The sequence below is a fragment of the Nocardia sp. NPDC101769 genome (assembly GCF_044766925.1).
Classification (GTDB): domain Bacteria; phylum Actinomycetota; class Actinomycetes; order Mycobacteriales; family Mycobacteriaceae; genus Nocardia.
In genome coordinates this window covers 35388-57470 of record NZ_JBIWMX010000002.1, presented here as the reverse complement: position 1 = coordinate 57470, position 22083 = coordinate 35388, and the positions used below count along the sequence as shown (strand labels likewise).

20 protein-coding genes are annotated in these 22083 nt (G+C 69.7%); 9 read left to right on the top strand and 11 right to left on the bottom strand.

Annotated features, from left to right (window positions below; genetic code table 11):
- The first annotated feature begins 162 nt into the window (after window positions 1–162).
- Together ACIRRA_RS03220 and ACIRRA_RS03215 are read left to right on the top strand one after the other, a co-directional pair.
- Window positions 163–1269: a sulfite oxidase gene (locus ACIRRA_RS03220; protein ID WP_402762396.1), complete on the top strand. Its 1107-nt coding sequence runs from the start codon at window positions 163–165 to the stop codon at window positions 1267–1269.
- Window positions 1270–1352: 83 nt separating this feature from the next.
- A complete protein-coding gene (locus ACIRRA_RS03215; protein WP_402762395.1) occupies window positions 1353–2105 on the top strand; it encodes a metal-dependent transcriptional regulator in 753 nt (250 codons plus the stop codon).
- A gap of 7 nt (window positions 2106–2112) precedes the next feature.
- Here ACIRRA_RS03215 and ACIRRA_RS03210 read toward each other — a convergent pair whose 3' ends face one another.
- From ACIRRA_RS03210 to npt, 5 genes are all read right to left on the bottom strand, one after another.
- The gene (locus ACIRRA_RS03210; RefSeq protein WP_402762392.1) at window positions 2113–2847 is read right to left on the bottom strand and encodes an SDR family oxidoreductase; all 735 of its coding nucleotides are present in this window, start codon (window positions 2845–2847) and stop codon (window positions 2113–2115) included.
- Between the two features lie 373 nt (window positions 2848–3220).
- A complete protein-coding gene (locus ACIRRA_RS03205; RefSeq protein WP_402762389.1) occupies window positions 3221–4114 on the bottom strand; it encodes a LysR substrate-binding domain-containing protein in 894 nt (297 codons plus the stop codon).
- Between the two features lie 75 nt (window positions 4115–4189).
- Entirely contained in the window at window positions 4190–4585 is a 396-nt protein-coding gene (locus ACIRRA_RS03200; protein ID WP_357006974.1) for an ester cyclase, read from the bottom strand.
- A 123-nt stretch (window positions 4586–4708) separates the two neighbouring features.
- A complete protein-coding gene (gene truB / locus ACIRRA_RS03195) occupies window positions 4709–5662 on the bottom strand; it encodes a tRNA pseudouridine(55) synthase TruB (RefSeq protein ID WP_402762387.1) in 954 nt (317 codons plus the stop codon).
- Window positions 5662–6336 carry a 4'-phosphopantetheinyl transferase Npt gene (gene npt, locus ACIRRA_RS03190; RefSeq protein WP_402763665.1) on the bottom strand — a complete coding sequence of 225 codons (675 nt, stop codon included), beginning with the start codon at window positions 6334–6336 and terminating at the stop codon, window positions 5662–5664. The genes truB and npt overlap by 1 nt, the downstream gene beginning before the upstream one ends.
- A gap of 237 nt (window positions 6337–6573) precedes the next feature.
- Between npt and ACIRRA_RS03185 the strand changes: the two genes are divergently transcribed.
- The 3 genes from ACIRRA_RS03185 to ACIRRA_RS03175 are packed head-to-tail and all read left to right on the top strand — an operon-like array spanning window position 6574 to window position 10366.
- Window positions 6574–7119: a (2Fe-2S)-binding protein gene (locus ACIRRA_RS03185; protein WP_402762385.1), complete on the top strand. Its 546-nt coding sequence runs from the start codon at window positions 6574–6576 to the stop codon at window positions 7117–7119.
- Window positions 7116–8123: an FAD binding domain-containing protein gene (locus tag ACIRRA_RS03180; RefSeq protein WP_402762382.1), complete on the top strand. Its 1008-nt coding sequence runs from the start codon at window positions 7116–7118 to the stop codon at window positions 8121–8123. Before ACIRRA_RS03185 ends, ACIRRA_RS03180 begins: the two co-directional genes overlap by 4 nt.
- Window positions 8120–10366 carry a xanthine dehydrogenase family protein molybdopterin-binding subunit gene (locus ACIRRA_RS03175; RefSeq protein ID WP_402762380.1) on the top strand — a complete coding sequence of 749 codons (2247 nt, stop codon included), beginning with the start codon at window positions 8120–8122 and terminating at the stop codon, window positions 10364–10366. Before ACIRRA_RS03180 ends, ACIRRA_RS03175 begins: the two co-directional genes overlap by 4 nt.
- A gap of 98 nt (window positions 10367–10464) precedes the next feature.
- On the opposite strand, the gene ACIRRA_RS03170 is transcribed toward ACIRRA_RS03175, so the two are convergent.
- The 3 genes from ACIRRA_RS03170 to ACIRRA_RS03160 all read right to left on the bottom strand — a co-directional run bounded on the left by ACIRRA_RS03170 (window position 10465) and on the right by ACIRRA_RS03160 (window position 15646).
- Window positions 10465–11421 carry a metallophosphoesterase gene (locus ACIRRA_RS03170; RefSeq protein ID WP_357006984.1) on the bottom strand — a complete coding sequence of 319 codons (957 nt, stop codon included), beginning with the start codon at window positions 11419–11421 and terminating at the stop codon, window positions 10465–10467.
- An 85-nt stretch (window positions 11422–11506) separates the two neighbouring features.
- The gene (locus ACIRRA_RS03165) at window positions 11507–13936 is read right to left on the bottom strand and encodes a hypothetical protein (protein WP_402762377.1); all 2430 of its coding nucleotides are present in this window, start codon (window positions 13934–13936) and stop codon (window positions 11507–11509) included.
- Between the two features lie 27 nt (window positions 13937–13963).
- Complete coding sequence (locus ACIRRA_RS03160; protein ID WP_402762375.1) at window positions 13964–15646, bottom strand: Hsp70 family protein; 1683 nt, start codon at window positions 15644–15646, stop codon at window positions 13964–13966.
- Between the two features lie 49 nt (window positions 15647–15695).
- Between ACIRRA_RS03160 and grpE the strand changes: the two genes are divergently transcribed.
- Genes grpE through ACIRRA_RS03145 form a run of 3 tightly spaced genes read left to right on the top strand, consistent with a single transcriptional unit; the run spans window position 15696 to window position 18234 of the window.
- Entirely contained in the window at window positions 15696–16220 is a 525-nt protein-coding gene (grpE, locus tag ACIRRA_RS03155; RefSeq protein ID WP_402762373.1) for a nucleotide exchange factor GrpE, read from the top strand.
- 60 nt (window positions 16221–16280) lie between these two features.
- Complete coding sequence (locus ACIRRA_RS03150) at window positions 16281–17069, top strand: SDR family NAD(P)-dependent oxidoreductase (RefSeq protein ID WP_402762370.1); 789 nt, start codon at window positions 16281–16283, stop codon at window positions 17067–17069.
- Between the two features lie 19 nt (window positions 17070–17088).
- Window positions 17089–18234 (top strand): Rieske 2Fe-2S domain-containing protein, encoded by a 1146-nt coding sequence (locus tag ACIRRA_RS03145; protein WP_402762369.1) that lies wholly within the window; start codon window positions 17089–17091, stop codon window positions 18232–18234.
- Between the two features lie 67 nt (window positions 18235–18301).
- On the opposite strand, the gene ACIRRA_RS03140 is transcribed toward ACIRRA_RS03145, so the two are convergent.
- Window positions 18302–19738 carry an MATE family efflux transporter gene (locus ACIRRA_RS03140; RefSeq protein ID WP_402762366.1) on the bottom strand — a complete coding sequence of 479 codons (1437 nt, stop codon included), beginning with the start codon at window positions 19736–19738 and terminating at the stop codon, window positions 18302–18304.
- A gap of 223 nt (window positions 19739–19961) precedes the next feature.
- Between ACIRRA_RS03140 and ACIRRA_RS03135 the strand changes: the two genes are divergently transcribed.
- A complete protein-coding gene (locus ACIRRA_RS03135) occupies window positions 19962–20612 on the top strand; it encodes a hypothetical protein (protein WP_402762363.1) in 651 nt (216 codons plus the stop codon).
- Window positions 20613–20630: 18 nt separating this feature from the next.
- Here ACIRRA_RS03135 and ACIRRA_RS03130 read toward each other — a convergent pair whose 3' ends face one another.
- A complete protein-coding gene (locus ACIRRA_RS03130; protein ID WP_402762360.1) occupies window positions 20631–21617 on the bottom strand; it encodes a bifunctional oligoribonuclease/PAP phosphatase NrnA in 987 nt (328 codons plus the stop codon).
- A 7-nt stretch (window positions 21618–21624) separates the two neighbouring features.
- On the bottom strand, window positions 21625–22077 hold the full coding sequence (gene rbfA / locus ACIRRA_RS03125) for a 30S ribosome-binding factor RbfA (protein ID WP_357007027.1): 453 nt from the start codon (window positions 22075–22077) through the stop codon (window positions 21625–21627).
- Window positions 22078–22083: the final 6 nt, after the last annotated feature.

The following is a 22083-nucleotide window of genomic DNA, read 5'->3' as shown; positions in this document are numbered from 1 at the left end:
AGCATGTCCGTCACCCTGCGTTCACCACTCCGGCCCCCTCGCCGAACCCGGCTGCCGCAGCGTCATTGCCCGATCCGGATCGGATCCATACATACGGATCGTTCCTGCGCCGGTAGGTTAGGGATCTGCGGGAATTGAAACCAAGGTCAGGAGTGCGCCTCGATGACCTCGACTGCCGGCCGGGCCACGCCCTGGATCAGCCCTCGGCTGGCCCAGGGACAAGCCACCGCGGCGGACCTGCTCGTGATCCGCTCCGACCCGCTCAATGCCGAGACACCTATTTCCGAGCTGAGGGGCACCGTCACATCGAACGCGCGGTTCTACAAGCGGAATCATTTCCGGATTCCGGATCTGGACCCCGCCGACTGGCGGCTTCGGGTCACCGGCCAGGTCAGAAATCCGTCGACCTTGACCTTGCCGGACCTGCGCCGAATGCCGTCGCGGACACGGATTGTCACCCTCGAGTGTGCCGGCAATGACCGATCGACCCTGAACCCTCCGACGCCGGGAGAACAGTGGGGACCCGGCGCGGTCGGCACCGCGGAATGGACCGGCGTTCCCTTGATCGAGGTACTCGCGCGCGCGGTTCCGGCTCCCGGAGCGCGCGAGGTGGTGTTCCGCGGTGCGGACAGCGGGCCTGTCGACCGGCATTCGGGAATGATCCGTTTCGAGCGCAGCCTCGACCTGACCGATGCCCTTCACAGTGGGGCGTTGCTCGTCTACGCCATGAACGGCGAGCCACTACCAGCCCTCCACGGCCGTCCGCTACGGCTGGTCGTGCCCGACTGGTACGGGGTGGCCTCGGTGAAGTGGCTCACCGACATCGAGGTCCTCGACCATCGGTTCGCCGGGTTCTTCCAGACCGAAAAGTACTGCTACGAGTGGGAGCGCGGAGGGCAGGTCGTCACCGAGCCGGTGCGCCTGCAGCGAGTACGGTCCGTGATCACGGTTCCTGCGTCGAACGCCGTGGTGCGCCCCGGGTCGCTCACCATCCAGGGTGTCGCCTGGTCCGGGCTCGCCCCGATCACCAGCGTCGAGGTCTCGATCGGCGAAGGGAGCTGGCAGAAGGCTCGATTGCCGGGGAAGCAATTGCCGGGCAGCTGGCGCGAATGGGATCTTGTCGCCTCTGTCGATGCCCCCGGACCGACGACTGTGCGGGTGAGGGCGACGGATGCGGCCGGTCACACCCAGCCCGACGAGCCCGCATGGAATCGGTTGGGGTACGGGGCAAACGCGGTGCATTGTGTGCCGATCCGTGTCACGCGATAGCGGACCCTCCTGCCGAACCGTGCTCGCTACCAGCGAGCGCGCCGATGTGTGAAACCGCGCGAGGTGTGCCTAAGCTCGGGTACGTGCCCGGAAAACGAGACATCGCCACCCGCCGCGAGCTGGCCGATCCGTCCGCACCTTCCGAACCCCACACCACGACCACGACCGTCGCCCCGGTGCTGTCCTCGGTCGCCCAGGACTACCTGAAAGTGATCTGGACGGCGCAGGAGTGGTCGCAGGAGAAGGTGTCGACCAAGCTGCTCGCCGAGAAGATCGGCGTCTCCGCCTCCACGGTGTCCGAGGCGGTCCGCAAGCTCGCCGACCAGGGGCTGGTCGAACACGCCCGCTACGGGGCCATCACACTCACCGAGGACGGCCGCCGCGCCGCGATCGCCATGGTGCGCCGGCACCGGCTCATCGAGACCTTCCTGGTCAATGAACTCGGCTACGGCTGGGACGAGGTGCACGACGAGGCCGAGGTGCTCGAGCACGCCGTCTCGGAGACGCTCATGGAGCGCATCGACGCCAAACTCGGCCACCCCGACCGGGATCCGCACGGAGACCCGATTCCCTCGGTGGACGGCGCGGTGCCCACTCCCCCGGCCCGCCAGCTCAGTGATTTCGACGCCGGCGAATCCGGCCGGGTGGCACGGATTTCCGACTCCGATCCGGCCATGCTGCGCTACTTCGATTCGCTCGGCATCGCGCTGGACACCCCGATCGCGGTGGTGGAGCGCCGGGACTTCGCGGGCACCATCGCCGTCCGGGTGGACGAACGCACCATCGACCTCGGCAGCATTGCCGCCGAGGCCATCTGGCTCAGCGAAGTCCACTAGCGTCCGGTCAGACGAGCCGGTGTCCGCCGTCCACGTGCAGGACGGTGCCGGTGACGAAGCGGTTGCCGATGATCGAAAGCACCGCTGCCGCAATGTCGTCCGGACGCCCCAGCCGCTTGGCGGGCAGCTTCTCGGCCATGGCCGCCAGCCGTTCCTCCTTGTCCTCCCAGGGCATCGACTCCCAGATATCGGTCAGCACCCAGCCGGGCGACACCGCGTTCACCCGAATCGGGCTCAGCTCCACCGCCAGTGCCCGCGTCAACCCCTCGAGCGCGGCATTCACCGCCGCCACCATGGCTCCGCCCACCGCCGGGCGGTAGGCGGCGATCCCGGAAATGAAGGTGAGCGAGCCGTTCTCGGTCAACCGCGCATGCTTGGCCAGCAGCATCGACCCGATCAGTTTGGTCTCGAGAAAGCCACGCCCGTGCTCGAAATCGAAGGAGGCGACGGGCCCGTACGCCCCGGTCAGATCGGCGGCGGTGGTGATCACGTGATCGACGGTCCCGACGGTCTCGAACAACCGCGAAACCTGTTCCTCGTCAGCGACATCCGCGGCGACGGCGCTGACCTTCCCATCCCCGAGCTCCCGCACCGCGTCGGCCAGCCGCTGCTCCGACCGGCCGACGATGATCACCTCGGTGCCCGCCGCCAGCAGGGCGTCGGCGATCGCCTGTCCCATGCCCGAACCGCCGCCCACCACGACCGCGCGCCCGGCCACTGTTCCGAATCCGTTGTCTGTCATGCCATTCAGCAAACCGGCGGCACGCACCCCTCGTCCACGACGCGCGGCCGAACAGCTGTGAGGCCGGGGCTAACACCGCAGGCCGCGTGCGTCAGGGCTGCAACGTCGCGAACATGGCCTCCAGCGCCCGCTGGTCCGGGCCGACGAACGCGGGCATCTCCGGTGCGGCGGGGCGCATGCCGATCCGGGTGGCCACTTCGCGCAGAGTCAGCTGAGCGAGCCCGTGTTCCCGGACCAGCGACCACGCGACCTCCAGGATCTCCTGCCGAGTCGCCTCGCGGCGTTAGGCCTTCCTATCGCGTGTAGTTTCACCTAACACAGTTGGAAATGTGAGCTGCGTCACTCTAAAAGTCAGGGCCCGGGCGGGAACCGGTCAGCTGGAACCGAGGCGGAGGCCGCCGGCGAGGGCGTCGGCCATGGTGTGCAGCAGGGGATTTCGGGTGGTGGTGCGCCAGGCGGCGGCGTAGGTGATGACCAGGGGGCGGGGTTGCAGCGGCCGCCAGACCAGGCCGGGGACCGTCGCGGTGCGGGCGGAGCCGACGCCGATGGCCCCGGGGCGCAGCGGAAGCAGCTGCAGCATCTGGGCGTGGCTCATGGCGCTGTCGCTGAGGACGACGGTCGCACCCCGCTCGCGCAGTTGCGACAGCACCGAGTCGTGGACCTCGGGGGCGGCGTCGCGGGCGAACATGATGAGCTCGTGGTCGCCGAGGTTCGACGGCTCCACCGAAACCGCTGCCGCCAGGGGGTGTTCGCGGGACATGACGATGCCGAGCTCCTCGTCGGCAATGGGGGTGCAGGTGAGGTGATCGGCCAGCCGGACCGGCATGCGCAGCACGGCCAGGTCGACCTCCTCCCGATCCAGCAACCGCGCCTGCTCGCCGCTGGTACCGGTGGACAGCGCGATGCGCACTCCGGGCTGGCGGGCCTTGAGCAGCGCCTCGAGCCGCCCCGGCAGCCAGGCGGGCGCGCCGTTCACGATGCCGAGCCGGAACACCGCATTGCCGGGCTGGGCGACCGCCCGGGTCTCCCGCAGCGCGGTCTCGGCCGCCTCCAGCACATTCCGGGCCGACTTCAACAGCACCTCACCCGCGGCCGTCAGCTCCACGCCGTGACTGCCGCGGATCAGCAATGGCCCGCCCACCTCACGTTCGATGGCGCGGATCTGCTGGCTCAACGTCGGAGTGGAGATGAACAACCGCTCCGCCGCGCGCCGGAAGTGCAGCTCCTCCGCCACCGCCACGAAGTACCGCAACTGCCGCAATTCCACCCTTGAAGAGTAGGCGGCCACGCGGGTGCGCGAACAACCCGCCGGGCATCGGAATCGCCTCGGAATTCGAGGGCTCTACGCCCAGCCCGGTCCCGGGGCGGGCGAGGTGACGGTGGCCCAGCGTTCGGCGATGCGGCGGCCCTGGAAGCGCCACAGCACGAAGCCCTGGAAGCTGAGCGGTTGCCCGGTGGCGCGGTCGGTCCAGCGCCAGATGTTGCGGCACATCACCCGGTCGCCCTCGGCGAGCATCTCCACCACCGTGACGTGCAGGTCGGGCATGGCCTCGTACATGCCGAGCATCATCTTCTCGTCGCCGGTCAGGTCGGTGGGCCGGCCGCCGGGACCGTCGTGGTCGAGGAAGTCGGGGGTCATATTGCGGTGGATGACAGCGGCATTGCGCCGGTTCACGAACTCCTCGAAATGGTCGGCGACGAACTGCTTCATGGATTCGAGGGAGAGGTCGGTGGGCATCTTCGCCTCCTCTGCGCGGCCGAGCGACCTCTCCATGGTGCGCCCGGTCGCCCACGCGGCGTGAGGGATTGGGCAGCGCGGTGTCGGCGATTGGGCAGTACCACGCCGGCAGACCGGGTCGCCTCAGAGATTCGCGGGGCGGACCACCATGACCGAGGAGGCGCGTTTGCCCGATTCCTGGAGCAGCGCGATGGCGTGGCCGCCGGGATCGACGGCGGCGTAGACGCCGGGCAGGCCGATCGGGTCCAGCCAGCGGCCGTTGCGCAGGTCCTCGGCCTGGGCGGCGGTGATGTCGCGGACCGGGAAAGCGGTGCGCACGGCCGTGTCGATGTCCAGGCTCAGCAGCGGTTCGCCGACCTCGGCGGCCGCGGCCAGCTGGTCCAGGGTGCGGGCGTGATCGAGGGTGAACGGGCCGACGCGGGTGCGTCGCAGCGCGGTGAGATGGCCGCCGACACCGAGCTTTTCACCGAGGTCGCGGGCCAGGGCCCGGATGTAGGTGCCGGAGGAGCACTCCACCTCGACGTCGAGATCGACGAATCGGGTTGTGCCGGTGTCGATATCGCGGCGGGCGAGGACATCGAAGCGGCTGACGGTGACGGGCCGGGCGGCCAGCTCCACATCCTCGCCGGCGCGGGCGCGGGCGTAGGCGCGCTCGCCATTGACCTTGATGGCGCTGACGGTGGCGGGTACCTGCTGGATGTCGCCGGTCAATGCGGCTATGTGCGACGCGATCTCGGCGTCGGTGAGATGACCGGCCGCGGTGGTCGCGGTGACCTCGCCCTCGGCGTCGTCGGTCACGGTGGACTGCCCGAGCCGGATGGTGGCGGTGTACGCCTTGGTGGTCAGGATCAGCTGCCCCAGCAGTTTGGTGGCCCGTTCCACACCCAGCACCAGCACGCCGGTGGCCATCGGGTCGAGGGTGCCGGCGTGCCCGACCTTCTTGGTACGCAACAGCCTTCGGCTCTTGGCGACCACGTCGTGGCTGGTCCAGCCGCCGTCCTTGTCGACGATCAGCAGGCCGCCGAAGGCGTCGACCAGCGGCGGTAGCTTCTCACGCCTGGCCTGCACCGCACCCATCAGGCCTCCACGATCGCGGTCAGGATGAGGCCGTCGCTGATCAGCCAGCGGCCGTCGAACGAGGTCAGGGGACTGCCGCCGTCGGTGACCGGGCCGGGGACGAGCAGCTCGGTGTGGAAGGTACCCGCGCCGCTGCCCGCGGACTCCTCGTCCACGGTGAACGTGATGTGCGCGTCCTCGAACCCCAGCCACTTGCCGGTGAGCGGGAACCACGCCTTGTAGGTGGCTTCCTTGGCGCAGAACAGCAGCCGGTCCAGGTGCAGATCGGTGCCGGGCAGGACGGTCCGCAGCCACTGCCGCTCGGGCGCCAGGCTCACCGAGTCCAGGACGCCATCCGGCAGCTGACCGTGCGGTTCGGCATCGATGCCGATGGACCGGAAGCGCAGTTTGTGGCCGAGCGCGGCGGCCCGGTAGCCGTCGCAATGAGTGAGACTGCCGACGATGCCGCGCGGGAACACCGGTTCACCGGTGCCGCCCTTGCCGATGGCGACGGCGGGCTCCCCGAGCTGGGTCAGCGCCTGCCGGGCGCAGTAGCGCGCGCCGATGAAGTCCCGGCGCCGCTTCTCGACCGCGCGGGCAATCAGGTGCTCCTCGCCGGGGTGCGGTTTCAGGTCCTCCGGGTACGCCGTCAGTTCGGCCGCGGCGACCCCGTTGGGCAGAATCCTGCCGAGTATGCGCGCCGACTCCGTCGCCGCGACTGCCCGCTCCTCGATGACCCGCCTCCTGCTCGCTTCCGGCACTGCCGAATCGAGCCTACCGGGCAGGCGGGGACCGCTCCGCCGTTCACCCGGGAGCGTTCTTCGCCGGACGCCGCCGCGGGTCCGTTGCTAGGCTTTTGCCAGCTCATATCCAATCCGCAGTCCGCAACCATCGCGGCACGCCCGGCGAGTCCGCGAGGCAGGAGGCGCGATATGACCGTCGAACCATCGAAACGGACCGGCCCCGCGCCGGCCGGATTCATCGGGCCCACCCGCACCATGACCACCCTGCGCGTCAACGGCCATGACCACTACACGGTGCTCGAACCCCGCACCAGCCTGCTGGACGCGCTGCGCGAGCATCTGCACCTGACCGGCACCAAGAAGGGCTGCGACCAGGGCGCCTGCGGGGCCTGCACGGTGTGGATCGACAATCGGCGGGTGCTGGCCTGCCTGACCCTGGCGCTGGCCGCCGAGGGCCGCGAGATCACCACCATCGAGGGCGTGGCCGACGGGGACCGGCTGCATCCGGTGCAGCGGGCGTTCCTGGCGGCCGACGGATTCCAGTGCGGCTACTGCACTCCCGGCCAGATCATGTCGGCCATCAAATGCATCGAGGAGGGCCACGCCGAATCCGAGGCCGAGATCGCGGAGTGGATGAGCGGCAATATCTGCCGGTGCGCGGCCTACCAGAACATCCGTGAGGCCGTCTGCCAGGGCCGGGAGGCCCTGCGGCGCGAGGACGGTGAGCTGCCGTGAAACCCATCTCCTACGCCCGGGCGACCACCGTCGAACAGGCGGTGAGCACCGTGACCTCCAGGCCCGCAACGGTTTTCCTGGCGGGCGGCACCACCCTGGTGGACCTGCTGCGCACCGGCGCGCTGGAACCGGACAATGTGGTGGACATCACCTGGCTGCCGCTGGGCGGAATCCAGCACACCGACGACGGTGGGCTGCGCATCGGCGCGCTCGCCACCATGAGCGAGGTGGCGGCGGAATCCGGTGTGGCCGAACGCTATCCGTTCCTGTCGCAGGCGCTGCGCCAGGGGGCTTCGGCGCAGCTGCGGAACATGGCGACCATGGGCGGCAACCTCATGCAGAAGGTGCGGTGCTCGTATTTCCGGGATCCCGCAAGCGCCTGCGACAAGCGAGATCCCGGGTCGGGATGCGATGCGATCGACGGGTTGCACCGGGGGCACGCGATTCTCGGGACCGGGCAGCGGTGCTTCGCCACCCATCCCTCGGATGTGGCGGTCCCGCTGACGGCCCTGGATGCGACGGTCACCGTGTGGGGTCCGCGCGGGGAACGCACGATCGCCTTCGACGACTTCTTCCTGCTGCCCGGCCGCACCCCGCAGCTCGAGCATCCGATCGCCCCCGACGAACTGATCACCCGTATCGATGTGCCCGCATTGCCGTTCGCCCGCAACTCGCACTATCTGAAGGTGCGCGACCGGGAGTCCTACGAGTTCGCGCTCGCCTCGGCGGCGGTCGCGCTGAGCGTCGCCGACGGCACGGTGCTGGAGGTGCGGATCGGGCTGGGCGGTATCGCGACCAAGCCGTGGCGGGCCCGGATCGCCGAGCAGATGCTGATCGGGGTGTCCGCGACCCGGGAGAACTTCGACAAAGCCGCGGCAACCGAGCTGCAGGGCGCGGACACCTCGCATCCGATGAACGCGTTCAAGGCCGAGCTCGCGCGGCGGACGCTGGTGCGGGCGCTGGAAACGGTGTCACCGCAGGCGCATTCGGGAGCGACGCGATGACCGCCACCGTGGCCCGGCCGCTGATCGGTCAGGGATTCGATCGCGTCGACGGGCGCGCCAAGGTCACCGGGGCGGCGCAGTACACCGCCGAGGTGCCACTGCCCGGGCTGGCGCACGCGGTGATCGTGGGCGCGCGGATCGGCAGCGGCACAGTGCTTTCCATCGACAGTGAATCCGCGCTCGCGGCGGGGGCGGTCGCGGTGTATACGCACGAGAACCTGCCGAAGGTGGCGGCCGTCCCGCCGCAGTGGCCGTCCGGCTTCGGCGGGCCCGCGCCCGGGCAGACCTTCTTCCCCTTGCAGGACACCACGATTCACTACTACGGCCAGCCGATCGCCGTGGTGGTCGCGGATACCTTCGAGTGCGCCCAGCACGCGGCCGGGCTCGTGACGGCCGGCTACGACGCGCAGCAGCCGCTCATCCGGCTCGAGGACGGACGCGACGCGCAGTATCAGCCGAAGACGGTGTACTGCGGTCTCGTCCCGGCCGTGCAGTCGCGCGGGGACTTCGAGATGGCGGCCGACACCGCGGCCCATACGGTCGACGCCACTTACCGTTTCGCCGCCAACCACCACAATCCCATCGAATGCTCGGCCACCGCGGCGAGCTGGGACGGCGACACCGTCACCGTGTACGACGCCACCCAGGGCGTGAGCGCCACCCAGGCCACGGTGGCCGCGTACCTGGGCATCTCACCCGCGAATGTGCGAGTGGTCGCGCACTACGTGGGCGGCGGCTTCGGCGGCAAGGCACTGATCTGGCCGCATGTCACGCTGGCGCCCATGCTCGCCCGGGAACTGGGCCGACCGGTCAAGGTGGTGCTCACCCGCGAGCAGATGTTCTACGGCACCGGATTGCGGGAGGAACAGGAGCAGCGGGTCACGCTGACCTGCGACGGCAAGGGGACCTTCACCGGGCTGCGGCACCACAAACTGTCCGTCACCTCACCGTTCGACGACTGGACCGAAGTGTCACTGGGCGTGGCCGGGCAGGCGTACGCGATTCCGCACTGGGACGGGCAGTATCGCCTCATTCGGGGCAACCTCATGTCGCCGACGTTCATGCGCGGGCCCGGCGAGGCGTCCGGCATGCTCGCCATGGAGTGCGCCGTCGACGAGCTGGCCGGCGACATCGGCATGGACCCCATGGCATTACGGCTGCACAATCACGCCACCATCGACCCGGCGAGTGGGCATCCGTGGAGCTCCGACGGGTACGCCGAATGCGTGCGCACCGCCGCCGAACGCTTCGGCTGGTCAGGCGAGACCGGGCGCGGCGCCCCGCGCGCCGACGGCCACTGGCTGCTGGGCTGGGGCATGGCCACCGCCGGATACCCGGTGTACGAGCCGGGACAGCCGCAGCGCGCCCATGCGCGACTGCTCGCCGACGGGGCGCTGATCGTGCAGGCGGGCACCCAGGACTTCGGCACCGGCGTGGCCACCGCCATGGCGCAGGTCGCCGGGGACGCAATGGGCATCGAATTCGACCGCATCCGAGTCGATATCGGCGACACCGACTACCCGAACATCGCTGCCGCCGTCGGATCGATGGGTGCGGGCATGATCAGCGCGGCTGTGCACACCGCGTGCACCGATTTGCGCGGGCAGTTGACCGCGCTCGCGGTCGGCGATCCGGAATCACCGTTGCACGGGCGGATCGCCCCGGAGATCGAGGCGCACCGCGGGCGGCTGCGGGTGCGCTTCAATCCCGCTGTCGGCGAGACATATTCGGCGCTGCTGACCCGGCACCATCTCACCGACCTGGAGACCATCGGCACCTGGCACCCGCCCACCGGCGATCTGCCGTTCGGGCGCATCAGTTTCGGCGCGCAGTTCGCCGAGGTCGCGGTGGATCCGGAGCTCGGGCTGGTCCGGGTTCGGCGGATGGTGGGGGCCTTCGCGCCCGGGCGGGTGCTCAATGCCAAGCTGGCGCGCAGCCAGGTGCTGGGCGGCATGAACTGGGGGCTGTCGCAGGCGCTGCTGGAGGCGACGGTGCCGGATGCGCGGACCGGTGCCTGGGCCAATCCGTCGCTGCTGGAATATCTGCTGCCCGTCAATGCCGACGCACCGGAAGTCGACATCTCCTTCGTGAAGGTCAACGACCCGATCGTCAACCCGCTGGGTGTGAAGGGGCTCGGCGAGCTGGGCATGATCGGCGCGGCCGCCGCCATCGTGAACGCGATCGCGCACGCCACCGGCAAACGCATCCGCGACTTCCCGGTGCGCATCGAGCACCTGCTCTGAAAACCGGTGTCTCACCGGTGAATCGGGCCGGCCGCCTCGGCATGCGGCCGGCCCGGCACCCACCGGCCTCCGCGATGATCTGCGCCGCGGCGCGGGTGTCAGGCCAGGCCGCGGCGGCGTTCGGCGGCTTCCTTCATCTTCAGGGCGGCGGCCTGCATTTCGGGGGTGATCTTGAAGTGGCCGCCCCACTCGTTGAGGGTGTCGCCGTAGTCGGGGACGGGGAGGATCTGGCGCAGGAGTTTGTCCGGGAGGCCGCGGCGCTGCCATTCGCGGGGGTAGCCGAGGGAGACCTCTTCGAAGCGGACGCCGTCGTACCAGGTGGTTCGGGGAATGTGGAGGTGGCCGTAGACGGCGCAGACCACGTTGTAGCTGGTGTGCCAGTCGGAGGTGAGGTCGGTGCCGCACCACAGGGCGAACTCCGGGTACCACATCATGTCGACCGGCTTGCGCAGCAGCGGGAAGTGGTTGATCAGCACCAGGGGGGTGTCGGCGGGCAGGGCGTCGAGGCGGCGCTGGGTGTACTGGACGCGGGCGTGACACCAGGCGTCGCGCGTCAGGTACGGCTCGGCGGACAGCAGGAACTCGTCGGTGGCCACCACATTGCGGTCCTTGGCGATGGCCAGGCCCTCGGCCTTGGTCTTCGCGCCGTCCGGCAGCCAGGAGTAGTCGTAGAGCATGAACAGCGGGGCCAGGGTGACCGCGCCGCCGAACTCCTCCGCGCCCGCGCCCTCCCACACCGGGAACGGGTCCTCCGGCGTGACGACGTCCACGTCACGGCACAGCGAGACCAGGTAGTCGTAGCGGGCCGCGCCGTGCATCTGCACGGGATCCTTTGCGGTGGTCCACAATTCGTGATTGCCGGGCACCCAGATGACCTTGGCGAAGCGGCCGCGCAGGGTCTCCAGGGCCCAGCGGATGTCATCGGTCTTCTCGCCGACGTCACCGGCCAGGATGAGCCAGTCCTCGGGGGAATCCGCGCGGATCGCCTCGACCACCGGTTTGTTGCCCTGATGACCGACATGGATGTCGCTCACCGCCATCAACTTCGGAATCACCCAGCTCCGCCTCTCTGTTCGCGACCGGTCCTCGCAGCAACAGACCCGGCCCCCACCAGATTCCCATGCGGGGCCACAGCGGCACTCAGCGCACCCAGCAAATCCGGGCGTTCGGTCCGAATCCAGCCGCGACAGTGAGAATTCCGGTGGCATCGCGCCGGCAGGAAGCCACGGCCACGTGACAGGGCCGCGGGATCTCGGACGGGATCCGCACCCCGCCGTCGATCTCGTAGCGCATATTGGTGACCTTCCACCGTCGCGCCCGGGGATCGTCGGGATCCACCGGCGGGGCGTCGGGGCGGGCCACCACCATCACCTCGGTGATGCCGATCGGCCATTCGAAGACCAGCAGCCCGCGCTGTTCGGTCAGGCTGCGCGGGGTGGGCATACCGCTGGGCGGTGCGCCGTCCGGCCCGCGGCCTACCGCATCCGGCTCACCCCCCTGGGCCGAATCGCGGTCCGAATCCCGATCGGACCGGGCCATTTCGGAGGCCCGGCCGGAGATGGACGCAACCACCCCGTACACCGGCACCGGTCCGGTCAGCGCCCCGCCGTCCTCCAGCGCGGTGCCGCGGGTGCGGCCCACCACCCGCCACGACCCGTCGGCCAGCAGCCGCGTGACCCGGTACTCCACCCGCGGGGTCCGCGACGGGAGCCAGGTGATCACCACCGTCCCGTCCGCCTTGCGGCTCGCCGTCACCGCTCCCGGCGCGCCCACCTGCAATTCGGCCAGCGCCGCCCGCGCCTCGGCATGGTCGGCGCACACTTCGAGCACGGCCCGCACGGCCTGCATGCGCAGTCCCGGATCCGACGGCAGCGCCTCGAACAGCCGCCCCGCCTCCATCACCGCCGCCCGCGCCCGCCCGATCAGCAACTCCCGGCCCGCTCCCCGCGGATCCGGATTGGGCACATCCGCCGCCCGCCGGTCCAGAAAATCCAGATGCTCGCCCAGCGCCTCCACGAACCGCCGCCCCGCACAACAGGAGACGGCCGCCCGCCAGTGCACGGCCGCCTCCGCCAGCACCCGCTCGACCTCTTCCCCGACCGCCCGCACCGACCGCGCCCCCAGACTGTCGTCCCCGACACCGCGCCGCGCATCCGTGACGAATCCGGCTGCCTCCCTGGGCCGTCCCGCCCGCAACGAGGCCCGCGCCGCCCGCAATGCCGCCTCCCACGGCCGCCCGGCACCCGCACCGGCCGCCCCGCCCGTGTAGGGCGTCCGCTGCCACTGCGCCGCCGCCGGGGCCTCTCCGCGACCTCGAGCAGTTGCGCTACCGCCCGAATACCGTGGCCCGCCAACGGTTCCCGAGGCGTCGCCGGTGCCGGCGGGATCGCGACCGAATTCGCTTCCGGCGGTCGCTGAGGCAGTCGATGTTCCCCGCTCGCCAGTCGCGTCCGCGGAGTTTCGGACCGCGCCGGATTCGGCGGCCGCGTCAGTCCCTGGCGGAGCACCATTTCCGGCCGGTTGGGTCGAAGTCGTTGTGGCGGAGCTGGTCTGCGCGGGACCACCGGGGCGGGGCGGGGCGGCGAGGTGTTCGCGGCCTTCGACGGTGGTGCCGAGTTCGTCGGCGAGGGTGATGAGGATGCGCTCGGCGGCGGCGCGGTCGAGGCCGGCGGCGATGGCCACGCCGAGCAGGTAGTCGAAATCCGCTGCTACCAGGAGGTCTTCGACGAGTACGGCGGCGCGGACCTGGGGGCGGAGCTGGTCGGTGACCGTCTCGGTGACGGCGAGGAGGTAGGCGTCGACCGGGGCACCGCCGGGCTCGAGGAGGTCGCCGATATGGATGAGGAGTTCGTCGAGGACCACGCGGACCCGGCCGGGCGGGAGTTCGCGGGTGCGGGCACGCAGGGCGCCGGCGCGCAGGCGGATCTCGTTGGTGTGGTGGGCGGCGGCGAATTCCATGCCGAGCAGGGCCAGCAGGGTGGGGACCGGATCGCCGGGGAGCAGGCGCTCGTATTCGGCGAGGAGCGCGCGGATCTGCCGGCGGCGTTCGGAACTCAGCGCGGGCGCGGCGGACGCCGGCGCGGGCGCCTCGTCGACGATGCGGTGGCGTCGCACCCGGGCGGCGATCTCGGCCACGGTCAGCCCGCCCATGCGGCCGATATCCTCGAGGCCGGGGATCTTGACAGCGGGAATGCCGCCGTGCCGTGCCACCAGCCGCTCGATGGCGGCGTCGAGCATCTCGTAGCGCTCGGCCTCCCGCCGGGCCCGCAACTGCGTTACCCGATCCGCCTCGACGAGCCGGGAACCGGTGTGCAGCAGGGGTTCCGAGAGCTCGGCGTGCGCGTCCACCAGCAGCCCGGCCAGGACCCGGTACTTGGGATGGTCGCGCAGCTTCTGCCAGAGCGCCCAGACCGCCTCGACCCGCGCCGCCACCTCGGCGTCGCTCAGCCGCGCGGCCTCCGCGAGCGGAATGTCGTACAGCTCGAAGCTATCCGACTCCCCGAGCCCGCCCCGGCGTTCGACGGCGGCGAGGACGCGCTTGCGGTAGTCATTGGAATCGAAGGCATGCATGGCTTGTCGTCGGACAGCGTATCCCGGTCAGGAGTTGCGGCGGCGGGTGCGCTGCAACTGATCCAGCTCGCGCTCTACATCCGCCTGCGACAGGGTGGCCCCGGTCTGCACCGAAAGCGTCAGCGGCAGATCGGCATCCACGTGGTAGGCGGTCACATGCAGCACCCCGTCGAATCCCATCTCGAAGGTCACCCGGACTTCACTACCCTCCGGATACCCGGGTGGAATGTCCCGAATCCTGCCCTCCACCAACACCTTCGTGTCCTCGGGCCGTGTCGACGCCGCCTGCCCCTGCTGCTCCACGATGGTCAGCTCGATCTGATCCTGGTCCGCCCGCACCGTCCCGTAGGACCGCCGCACGCGAATGGGCAGAGTCTGATTGCGATGCACCAGCCAGCTCGCCGCCAGCCCGTTGAACGGATCCAGCGCCAGCACCCCGAATCCGCGCGACACCACCGTGTCCACCTGGATCTCGATCATGCGGCGCACCAGGCTCACCGGCTGCCCGAACGAATCGGCCACCCGCGCCAGCGAGGCCTCCAGATCAGCCGGATCGGCATCGCTCAGCCCCGCGCCGCCGCGTAGTCGCCCACGGGTCACCAGATCCGCGGCCACCAGCCGCTCCATCTCCAGCTTCTCGCCGTAGAGCGCGGCCCCGCGCGCCACCGACAGATCCGGATCGCGCAGCTCACCGGTCAGCCCGAATTCCCTGTGCAACCGCTCGGCCACCATCGGCATCCGCGACGAGCCGCCCACCAGCAGCAGCCGATCCACCTGCCGGACCCCGCGCTGCCCGGCCGCGGCCAGCACCGCCCCGGTGAGGTCCACCGTGCGCCGCACGAGCGAGGCGGTCATGGCCTCGAGCTCGGCGCGGGTCACCGGGATCACCGCCCGGGCGCCGTCGTGCGCGATCACCACCTCGGTGCTGTCGGCGGTGGTGAGCTCGCGTTTGGCCTGCTCGGCCGCCAGCACCAGCAGCTGCGAGCCGACCGAATCGTCCAGGGGGTCTTCGGCATCCGGATTGGCGGCACAGAACCGCTGGGACAGGTGCAGCGCCAGCCGCTCGTCCCAGTCCGCGCCGCCGAGCTGATGATCGCCCTCCACCGCCAGCACCGAGATGCGCCGGTCGGCCAGTTCGATGACGGTGGCATCGAAGGTGCCGCCGCCGAGGTCGTAGACCAGCACGGTCTCGCGCGCCGGAGACGCGCCGATCTCGATGGCATCGTCCAGCCGCCCGAAACCGTAGGACAGCGCCGCCGCGATGGGCTCGGACAGCACACCTGCCACCTCGAATCCGGCGTAGGTGCCGGCCTGGATGGTGGCCCGGCGCTCCTCGTCGCCGAAGTAGGCGGGCACCGTGATCACCACCCGCCGCACCGGTTCGCCGCCCGCGAATTCGGCATCGGCGGCAAGGCTTTTCAGAATGAGGGAGGAGACCGCGGGCGCCGACCAGAGCTGCCCGTGCGCGCCGAACCGCCACTCCGCGTCCCCCATGCGGCGTTTCACCAGCGTGCACACGTGGTCGGGATCCAGGCGGGCCTGCCGGCGCGCGCCCTCCCCCACCACATGGTCGGTGGCGGAGGCGAACAAGACAACAGACGGGACGGTCGGATCTCCATTGAGCCCGATCAGCACCTCCGGCCGGCCATCTGCGTCAATTGCCGCGATTGCGGAATTCGTTGTGCCCAGATCGATTCCATAGACCCCCATGGCGGCGATGGTAGCAGCCGGAACCGACTACCAGGTCTATCGTTCGAGCATGACCGATCCAGCCCCGGCGGCCACCCTCCCGGCTCTGCCCGCAGTGCCCGCCCCGACCGACCTACCGGCCACGACGCTCGACCACATCACCGAACGCATCGACGACCTGGCCCGCGTCATCGCCCGGCAGGCCGCCACCATCGAGCGACTGGCCGACGAGGCGAAACTGAAGATCCGGGACGAGCGGGCCGAAACCGAGGCACCCCTGATCCGTGACCTGTTCGCCCTGCACGGCCTGGCCCAGACCTTCGCCTCCACTACCGATTCGGAGCCGGACCGCCAGGGCTTCGAGACCATGAGCCGCCGGGTCGAGCGCATGCTGGCCGAGCGGGGAGGTGAGTTGGTGACGCCGTTCCGGGGCACGGACTTCGATCCGGACACCATGGAGGCCGCCGAGCTCACCGACACCGATGATCCGGCCGCCGACCGGACCGTGGAGTCGGTCATCCAGCCGGGGCTGACGATAGGAGATCGATCCATCCGGCCCGCGAAAGTCGTTGTGCGCCGGTATCGCAGGGCCTGATCGCCCTCCGCCCGAAACTGACACTTGTTCCAGTAAGCGCAAGTGCTTAATCTCGGGCTCATGACCTACTCCGCCGCCACCGCGATTGTCACGGGTGCCGCCTCCGGCATGGGGAGGGCGCTCGTGACCCGGTTGCTGCAGCACGGCGCGTGCGTCTACGCCGTCGACCGCGCGGTGGCGGGCCTGGATTCCCTGGCCGCGAGCAGCGCCGGCGACCTCACCACCATGGTCGCCGACGTCACCGACCGCGAGGCCCTCGCGGACGTGGTCGAGCGCGCCGTCGCCGAGCACGGGCGGCTCGACTTCATGTTCAACAATGCCGGCATCGTGGTCGGCGGCGATTTCGCCAAGATGACCGACATCGCCTGGAACCAGATCGTCGACGTCAACTTCTGGGGTGTCGTGCACGGCACCCAGCTCGCCTACGCGCGCATGCTCGAACAGGGCGGCGGGCACATCGTCAATACCGCCAGCAGCGCGGGCGTCCTGCCGGTGGCGCGATCGGTCGCCTACACCGCCACCAAGCATGCCGTGGTCGGCCTGAGCACCGCGCTGCGCGCCGAGGCAGCCGAACACGGCATCAAGGTCAGCGTGGTGCTGCCCGGCGTGGTCGACACCGGCATCTTCGACAGTGCCGTGAACCTGCCCGGCTACGACTATCGCGCCTCCATCGACAAGCTGCCCTTCGCCAAGGTGAAGCCGCTCGCCGCCGCCGACACCATCCTCGACGGCGTGGCGAAGAACAAGCAGTACATCAGTTTTCCCGCCTACAACCGCCTCATCATCGGGCTCAACCGGCTGCTGCCCGACGTGATGGCGCCGATCATCAATCGCGGAGGACGCCCATGAGACAGCGCGGAGGACGCTCATGAAACAGCAGTATCGCAGCATCGATGTCGGTGAGCCGATGACCCGATTCGCCCGGGGCTGGCACTGTCTCGGGCTGGCCGAGGGCTTCCGGGACGGAAAACCCCACTCGGTCAACGCCTTCGGCACCAAACTGGTGATCTGGTCCGACAGCAAGGGCGAGCTGCACGCCCTCGACGGCTATTGCCGCCACATGGGCGCGGACCTCGCCTACGGCAGCGTCAAGGACGACAATATCGCCTGCCCCTTCCACGATTGGCGCTGGCGCGGCGACGGCAAGTGCGCCGCCATCCCCTACGCCCGCCGCGTTCCGCCGTTGGCGCGCACCAGATCCTGGATCACCTGCGAGGAGAACGGGCAGTTCTTCGTCTGGAACGATCCCGAGGGCAATCCGCCGCCGCCCGAGGTCGCGATCCCGCACATCGAGGGCATCGACACCGACGAGTGGAGCGACTGGGACTGGAACACCCTGCTCATCGAGGGCGCGCACTGCCGCGAAATCATCGACAACAACGTCGATATGGCGCACTTCTTCTACATCCACTACGCATACCCGGTGTACTTCAAGAATGTATTCGAAAGGCACGTCGCGACGCAGTTCCTGCACTCCAAAGGGCGGCCGGACATGCACGCGAAGTCGAACTACTCGCAGGAGATGTCACTGTTGCGTTCGGAGGCTTCGTATTACGGGCCGTCCTACATGATCAACACCCTGCACAACGACTTCGGCGACAACACCGTCGAGGTGGTGCTCATCAACTGCCACTACCCGGTGACGCACAATTCCTTCGTCCTGCAGTGGGGTGTGAGCGTGCAGCGCATCGAGGGCCTGCCGCCGGAGAAATCGGAGAAGCTGGCCAAGGCGTTCGGCAAGAGCTTCGGCGTCGGATTCCTGCAGGACGTGGAGATCTGGAAACACAAGACCCGCATCGACAATCCGCTGCTCACGCAGGAGGACGGGCCGGTCTACCAGCACCGGCGGTGGTACGAGCAGTTCTATGTCGATGTCGCCGACGTGAAACCGGAGATGACCGACCGGTTCGAATACGAGGTCGACACCACCCACGCCAATGAGAACTGGCAGGCCGAGGTCGCGGAGAACCTCGCCAGGCAGGCGGCCGCCCAGGCGAACGGCACGGCCGACTAGCTCCACGGCGGCCGAGGCGCATTCTCCGCATCGGCCGCCGAATCCGCTGCTGCCGAGCGCATTTCACCTAAGCGGCGCTGCGCGGCACCTCGGCCCCGACCCGCGCCCAGCGTCCGGACAGCGCCCGCCGGCTGACGGCGATCAGGCGCAGCAGCATGAAAGCGACCAGCCCCGTCCAGATTCCGCCGATCCCCCAGTCGCAGGCCAGCGACAGCCAGATCATCGGCAGGAAGCCCAGCAGCGCCGACCCCAGCGTGGCATTGCGCAGGAACGCGGCATCGCCCGCGCCGAGCAGCACGCCGTCGAGTGCGAACACCACGCCCGCCACCGGGATCATGGCGACGAAGAACCACCACACCACGTGGGTGCGATCCAGCACCGACGGGTCATCGGTGAACAAGCGCGGGATCACCGGGTATCCGGCCGCGAACACCGCCGCCAGCAGCACCGAGAAGACCGTCGACCAGCCCGTGATCCGCCGGGCCAGACCCTGAGCGCCGCGCGCGTTCCCGGCTCCCAGCGCCGCGCCCACCAGGGTCTGCGCCGCGATCGCCAGCGAATCCAGGGTCAGCGCAAGGAAATTCCAGATCTGCAGCACCAGCTGATGCGCCGCCACCGATGCCGCCCCGAACCGCGAAGCCACCGCCGCCGCCGACACGAACGACGCCTGGAACGCCAGGCTCCGCACGATCAGATCCCGCCCCAGCACCAACTGCGCCTTCATGATCTCGACATGCGGTGCGAGCGGCACCTTCGCCCGCCACAGCGCACTCACGAACAGCGCACCGGAAATCGACTGCCCCACCAGATTCGCGACCGCCGATCCCTCCAGCTCCATCCGCGGCGCCCCCAGCAGCCCGTGCACCAGCGTCGGGCACAGCACCCCCGAAACCACCAGCCCCGCAACCACATACATCAGCGGCCGCCGAGTCTGCTGTACCCCGCGCATCCACCCGTTCCCCGCCATCGACAACAGGATCAGCGGCACCCCGAACAACGCGATCCGCACCCACGACTCCGCCGCCCGCGCAATGTCATCCCCACCCGCAATGGCCCGCGTGATCGGCCCCGCGAAGATCTGCACCACCAGCACGATCACCAACCCCGCCCCCACCGCGATCCAGCTCGCCTGCACCCCCTCGATCATCGCCCCGCGCTCATCCCCCGCCCCGTGCCGCCGCGCCGCCCGAGCCGTCGTCCCATAACTCAGGAACGTCAACTGCGAACTGACCTGCGCCAGCATCAAACCGCCGACGGCCAGTCCGGCCAGCGCCAAAGCCCCCAGCCGCCCCACCACGGCCATATCGAACAGCAGATAGATCGGCTCCGCGACCAGCACCCCGAGCGTCGGAATCGCGATCCCGAGAATCCGGCGCGGCCCGGCCGCCGCAGCCTCGGCCCCACGCGCAGCCGCCTTCGAGCCCTGGGACTCTCCGAACGCCTTGGACTTCCCGGTGGATCCGGGATCCTCGCCCGCGCCATCGAAAACCTCAGTGTTGCTCATCGGCTCACCATCCCACACCGACCCGGCACTCCACCCAGCCGCGTCGCGCCGCAAACTCCGTCCGAATCCATCGATCCAGGGCCGTCACCAGCGCTTTCCCCACCTGCCGAAGGGCGTCACCATTTTCGGCCTGCCGGACCGACCCGGCCCCACCCGCAGGCCGGTGCATCGAGCCGGCTCTCCGTCCGGGGCCGGCGGAGTCTCAGCCGTTGCCGTCCGGCTGGTGCCCGCGACGGGCGGCGCGGCCGAAGATGCCGAGGATCTCGCATGGTTTTCCTTCGGCGCCGAGGGCGTGCGGCATCATCGTGGGAAATTCGGCCGCCTGGTTGGTCTCGACGCGGAAGCCGCTGGAAGCGCGCTCGCTGGAAGCGGATTGGCGCTGATGGCCCAGTTCGTCTCCGTCGACGGCGGGTACCTGATCATCCTTCCCGACATCCTCGCCATGGGTATCGGCATGGGCCTGTCGATGACGCCCGCCACCGAGGCCATCACCGGTTCCCTGCCGCGCGAGCAGCAGGGCGTCGCCTCCGCGCTCAATGACGTCACCCGCGAGTTCGGCACCGCCCTCGGCGTCGCCCTGCTGGGCGCATTGCTGTCCGCCGGATACCGCGACGCCATCGACGATCGCCTGCACGACGATATCCCCGGACCCCTCGCCGGCACCGCCCGCGAAGGCATCGCCAACGCCGTCGAAGCCGCCGCCGGCGCCGGCTCGCACGCACCGGACCTGATCCACGCCGCCCAACTGTCCTTCGTCGATGGATGGCAGCAGGCCATGTGGGCGGGCGTCGCCGTCATGGGCGCGCTGTTCGCCTACATCACCCTGCGCGGCATCGGCGGGTCGATCACGGACCGCGGTGACGAATTGAACTGAGGGCCACCGGGACCCGGATCAGCCGAGTTCGCGGAGGAGGTTCGCCAGCAGGACGGGGGCGGGGCCGGTGGTGGAATAGCCTGCGGCGTAGCGATGTCCGCCGCCGCCGAGGGCGGTGGCGACGCGGGCGACGTCGAGGCCGGGTGAGCCGTCGGCGGCGTCGTGGGAGCGCAGCGAGACCGTCCAGTGGTCCGGGTCGGTGCGGGATTCTTTGAAGACCGCGGCGACCTGGGCTTCGGCGGTGGTGCGGATCAGGTCGATGATGCTCTCGACCTCTTCGGAGCGAACGGATTCGGTGTCCGCGCGGCGCACCACGGCGTAGACCAGGCCCGCGCCGGCGGCGGCATCGGAAATCAGCTGGGCCGAGGAGAGGACCCTCGAGAGCATGGGCAGCCACGCGAAGGGGTGGGTGTCCATGAGGGTGCGGGTGATGGTCGCGCCGTCGATGCCGGTGGCCAGCAGCCGTTCGGCCAGGGTGTGCGAGCCGGGGCGCGCCCATTTGAACGAGCCTGTGTCGGTGACCAATCCGGCGTAGAGGCAGTGCGCGATATCCCGGTCGATCGGTTCGCCCCAGGCGTCGAGAATGCGGGCGATGACGCCCGCGGTGGACTCGGCGGCCTCGTCGACCACGTTCACCGCGCCGAAGCGGGTGTTCGAGCGGTGATGGTCGATCACCAGAGTCGTTGCGGCACCGGCCAATCGGTTCCGCAACCCGCCGAGACGGCCCGCGCTGCCGCAGTCCACCGTCACCAGCGCATCCACCTGCTGCGGCACCCGATCGGGTGACACCAGCAGATCGGTGGCGGGCAGCGACCGCATGGAGACCGGCAGCTCCGCCGGTTCGGCGAAGGAGACGACGACCGGGACCCCGCGCCGGCGCAGCACCTGCGCCAGGGCCAGCCCGCTGCCGACGGTATCGGCATCGGGCTGGATGTGGCAGAGAATCGTCACCGATTTCGCGGCCTCGAGAACCTCGACGGCGGGGGTGACATCGACGGGGGTCACGGCGTGGTCAGGCTTCGTCGTCTTCCTCGTCCTCGTCCGACTTGTACGGGTCCGCCTCACCGGCGTAGTTCGCGCCGACCGCCACCTGCGCCACGCGCGCGTCGGAGGCGCGGGCCTTGGCCAGCAGCTCCTCCATCTCGCGGGCCGCGTCGGGCACGGTGTCGAGCTTGAACGCCAGCGTCGGAGTGAACTTCACCCCGGTGCCCGCGCCGACCTTGGACCGCAGAATCCCGGCGGCCTTCGACAGACCGGCGGAGGCTTCCGCGTAATCGGGTTCGGCGTCGATGGTTTCGCCCATGACGGTGTAGTAGATGGTCGCCTCGCGTAGGTCACCGGTCACCTTGGCGTCGGTGATGGTGACGAACCGCAGTCGCGGATCCTTGATCTCGTATTCGATCGCCGTGGCGACGATGGACGAGATGCGCTTCGCGAGTCGGCGTGCTCGAGCCTGATCAGCCATGCCGAG

What these genes read in the sequence shown, in the direction of transcription:
- ACIRRA_RS03220 (WP_402762396.1), top strand. Translation starts at nt 163, where the DNA reads ATGACCTCGACTGCCGGCCGGGCCACGCCCTGGATCAGCCCTCGGCTG.
- ACIRRA_RS03210 (WP_402762392.1), bottom strand. Translation starts at nt 2,847, where the DNA reads ATGACAGACAACGGATTCGGAACAGTGGCCGGGCGCGCGGTCGTGGTG.
- ACIRRA_RS03200 (WP_357006974.1), bottom strand. Translation starts at nt 4,585, where the DNA reads ATGCCCACCGACCTCTCCCTCGAATCCATGAAGCAGTTCGTCGCCGAC.
- truB (WP_402762387.1), bottom strand. Translation starts at nt 5,662, where the DNA reads ATGGGTGCGGTGCAGGCCAGGCGTGAGAAGCTACCGCCGCTGGTCGAC.
- ACIRRA_RS03185 (WP_402762385.1), top strand. Translation starts at nt 6,574, where the DNA reads ATGACCGTCGAACCATCGAAACGGACCGGCCCCGCGCCGGCCGGATTC.
- ACIRRA_RS03175 (WP_402762380.1), top strand. Translation starts at nt 8,120, where the DNA reads ATGACCGCCACCGTGGCCCGGCCGCTGATCGGTCAGGGATTCGATCGC.
- ACIRRA_RS03165 (WP_402762377.1), bottom strand. Translation starts at nt 13,936, where the DNA reads ATGCATGCCTTCGATTCCAATGACTACCGCAAGCGCGTCCTCGCCGCC.
- ACIRRA_RS03160 (WP_402762375.1), bottom strand. Translation starts at nt 15,646, where the DNA reads ATGGGGGTCTATGGAATCGATCTGGGCACAACGAATTCCGCAATCGCG.
- grpE (WP_402762373.1), top strand. Translation starts at nt 15,696, where the DNA reads ATGACCGATCCAGCCCCGGCGGCCACCCTCCCGGCTCTGCCCGCAGTG.
- ACIRRA_RS03150 (WP_402762370.1), top strand. Translation starts at nt 16,281, where the DNA reads ATGACCTACTCCGCCGCCACCGCGATTGTCACGGGTGCCGCCTCCGGC.
- ACIRRA_RS03145 (WP_402762369.1), top strand. Translation starts at nt 17,089, where the DNA reads ATGAAACAGCAGTATCGCAGCATCGATGTCGGTGAGCCGATGACCCGA.
- ACIRRA_RS03140 (WP_402762366.1), bottom strand. Translation starts at nt 19,738, where the DNA reads ATGAGCAACACTGAGGTTTTCGATGGCGCGGGCGAGGATCCCGGATCC.
- rbfA (WP_357007027.1), bottom strand. Translation starts at nt 22,077, where the DNA reads ATGGCTGATCAGGCTCGAGCACGCCGACTCGCGAAGCGCATCTCGTCC.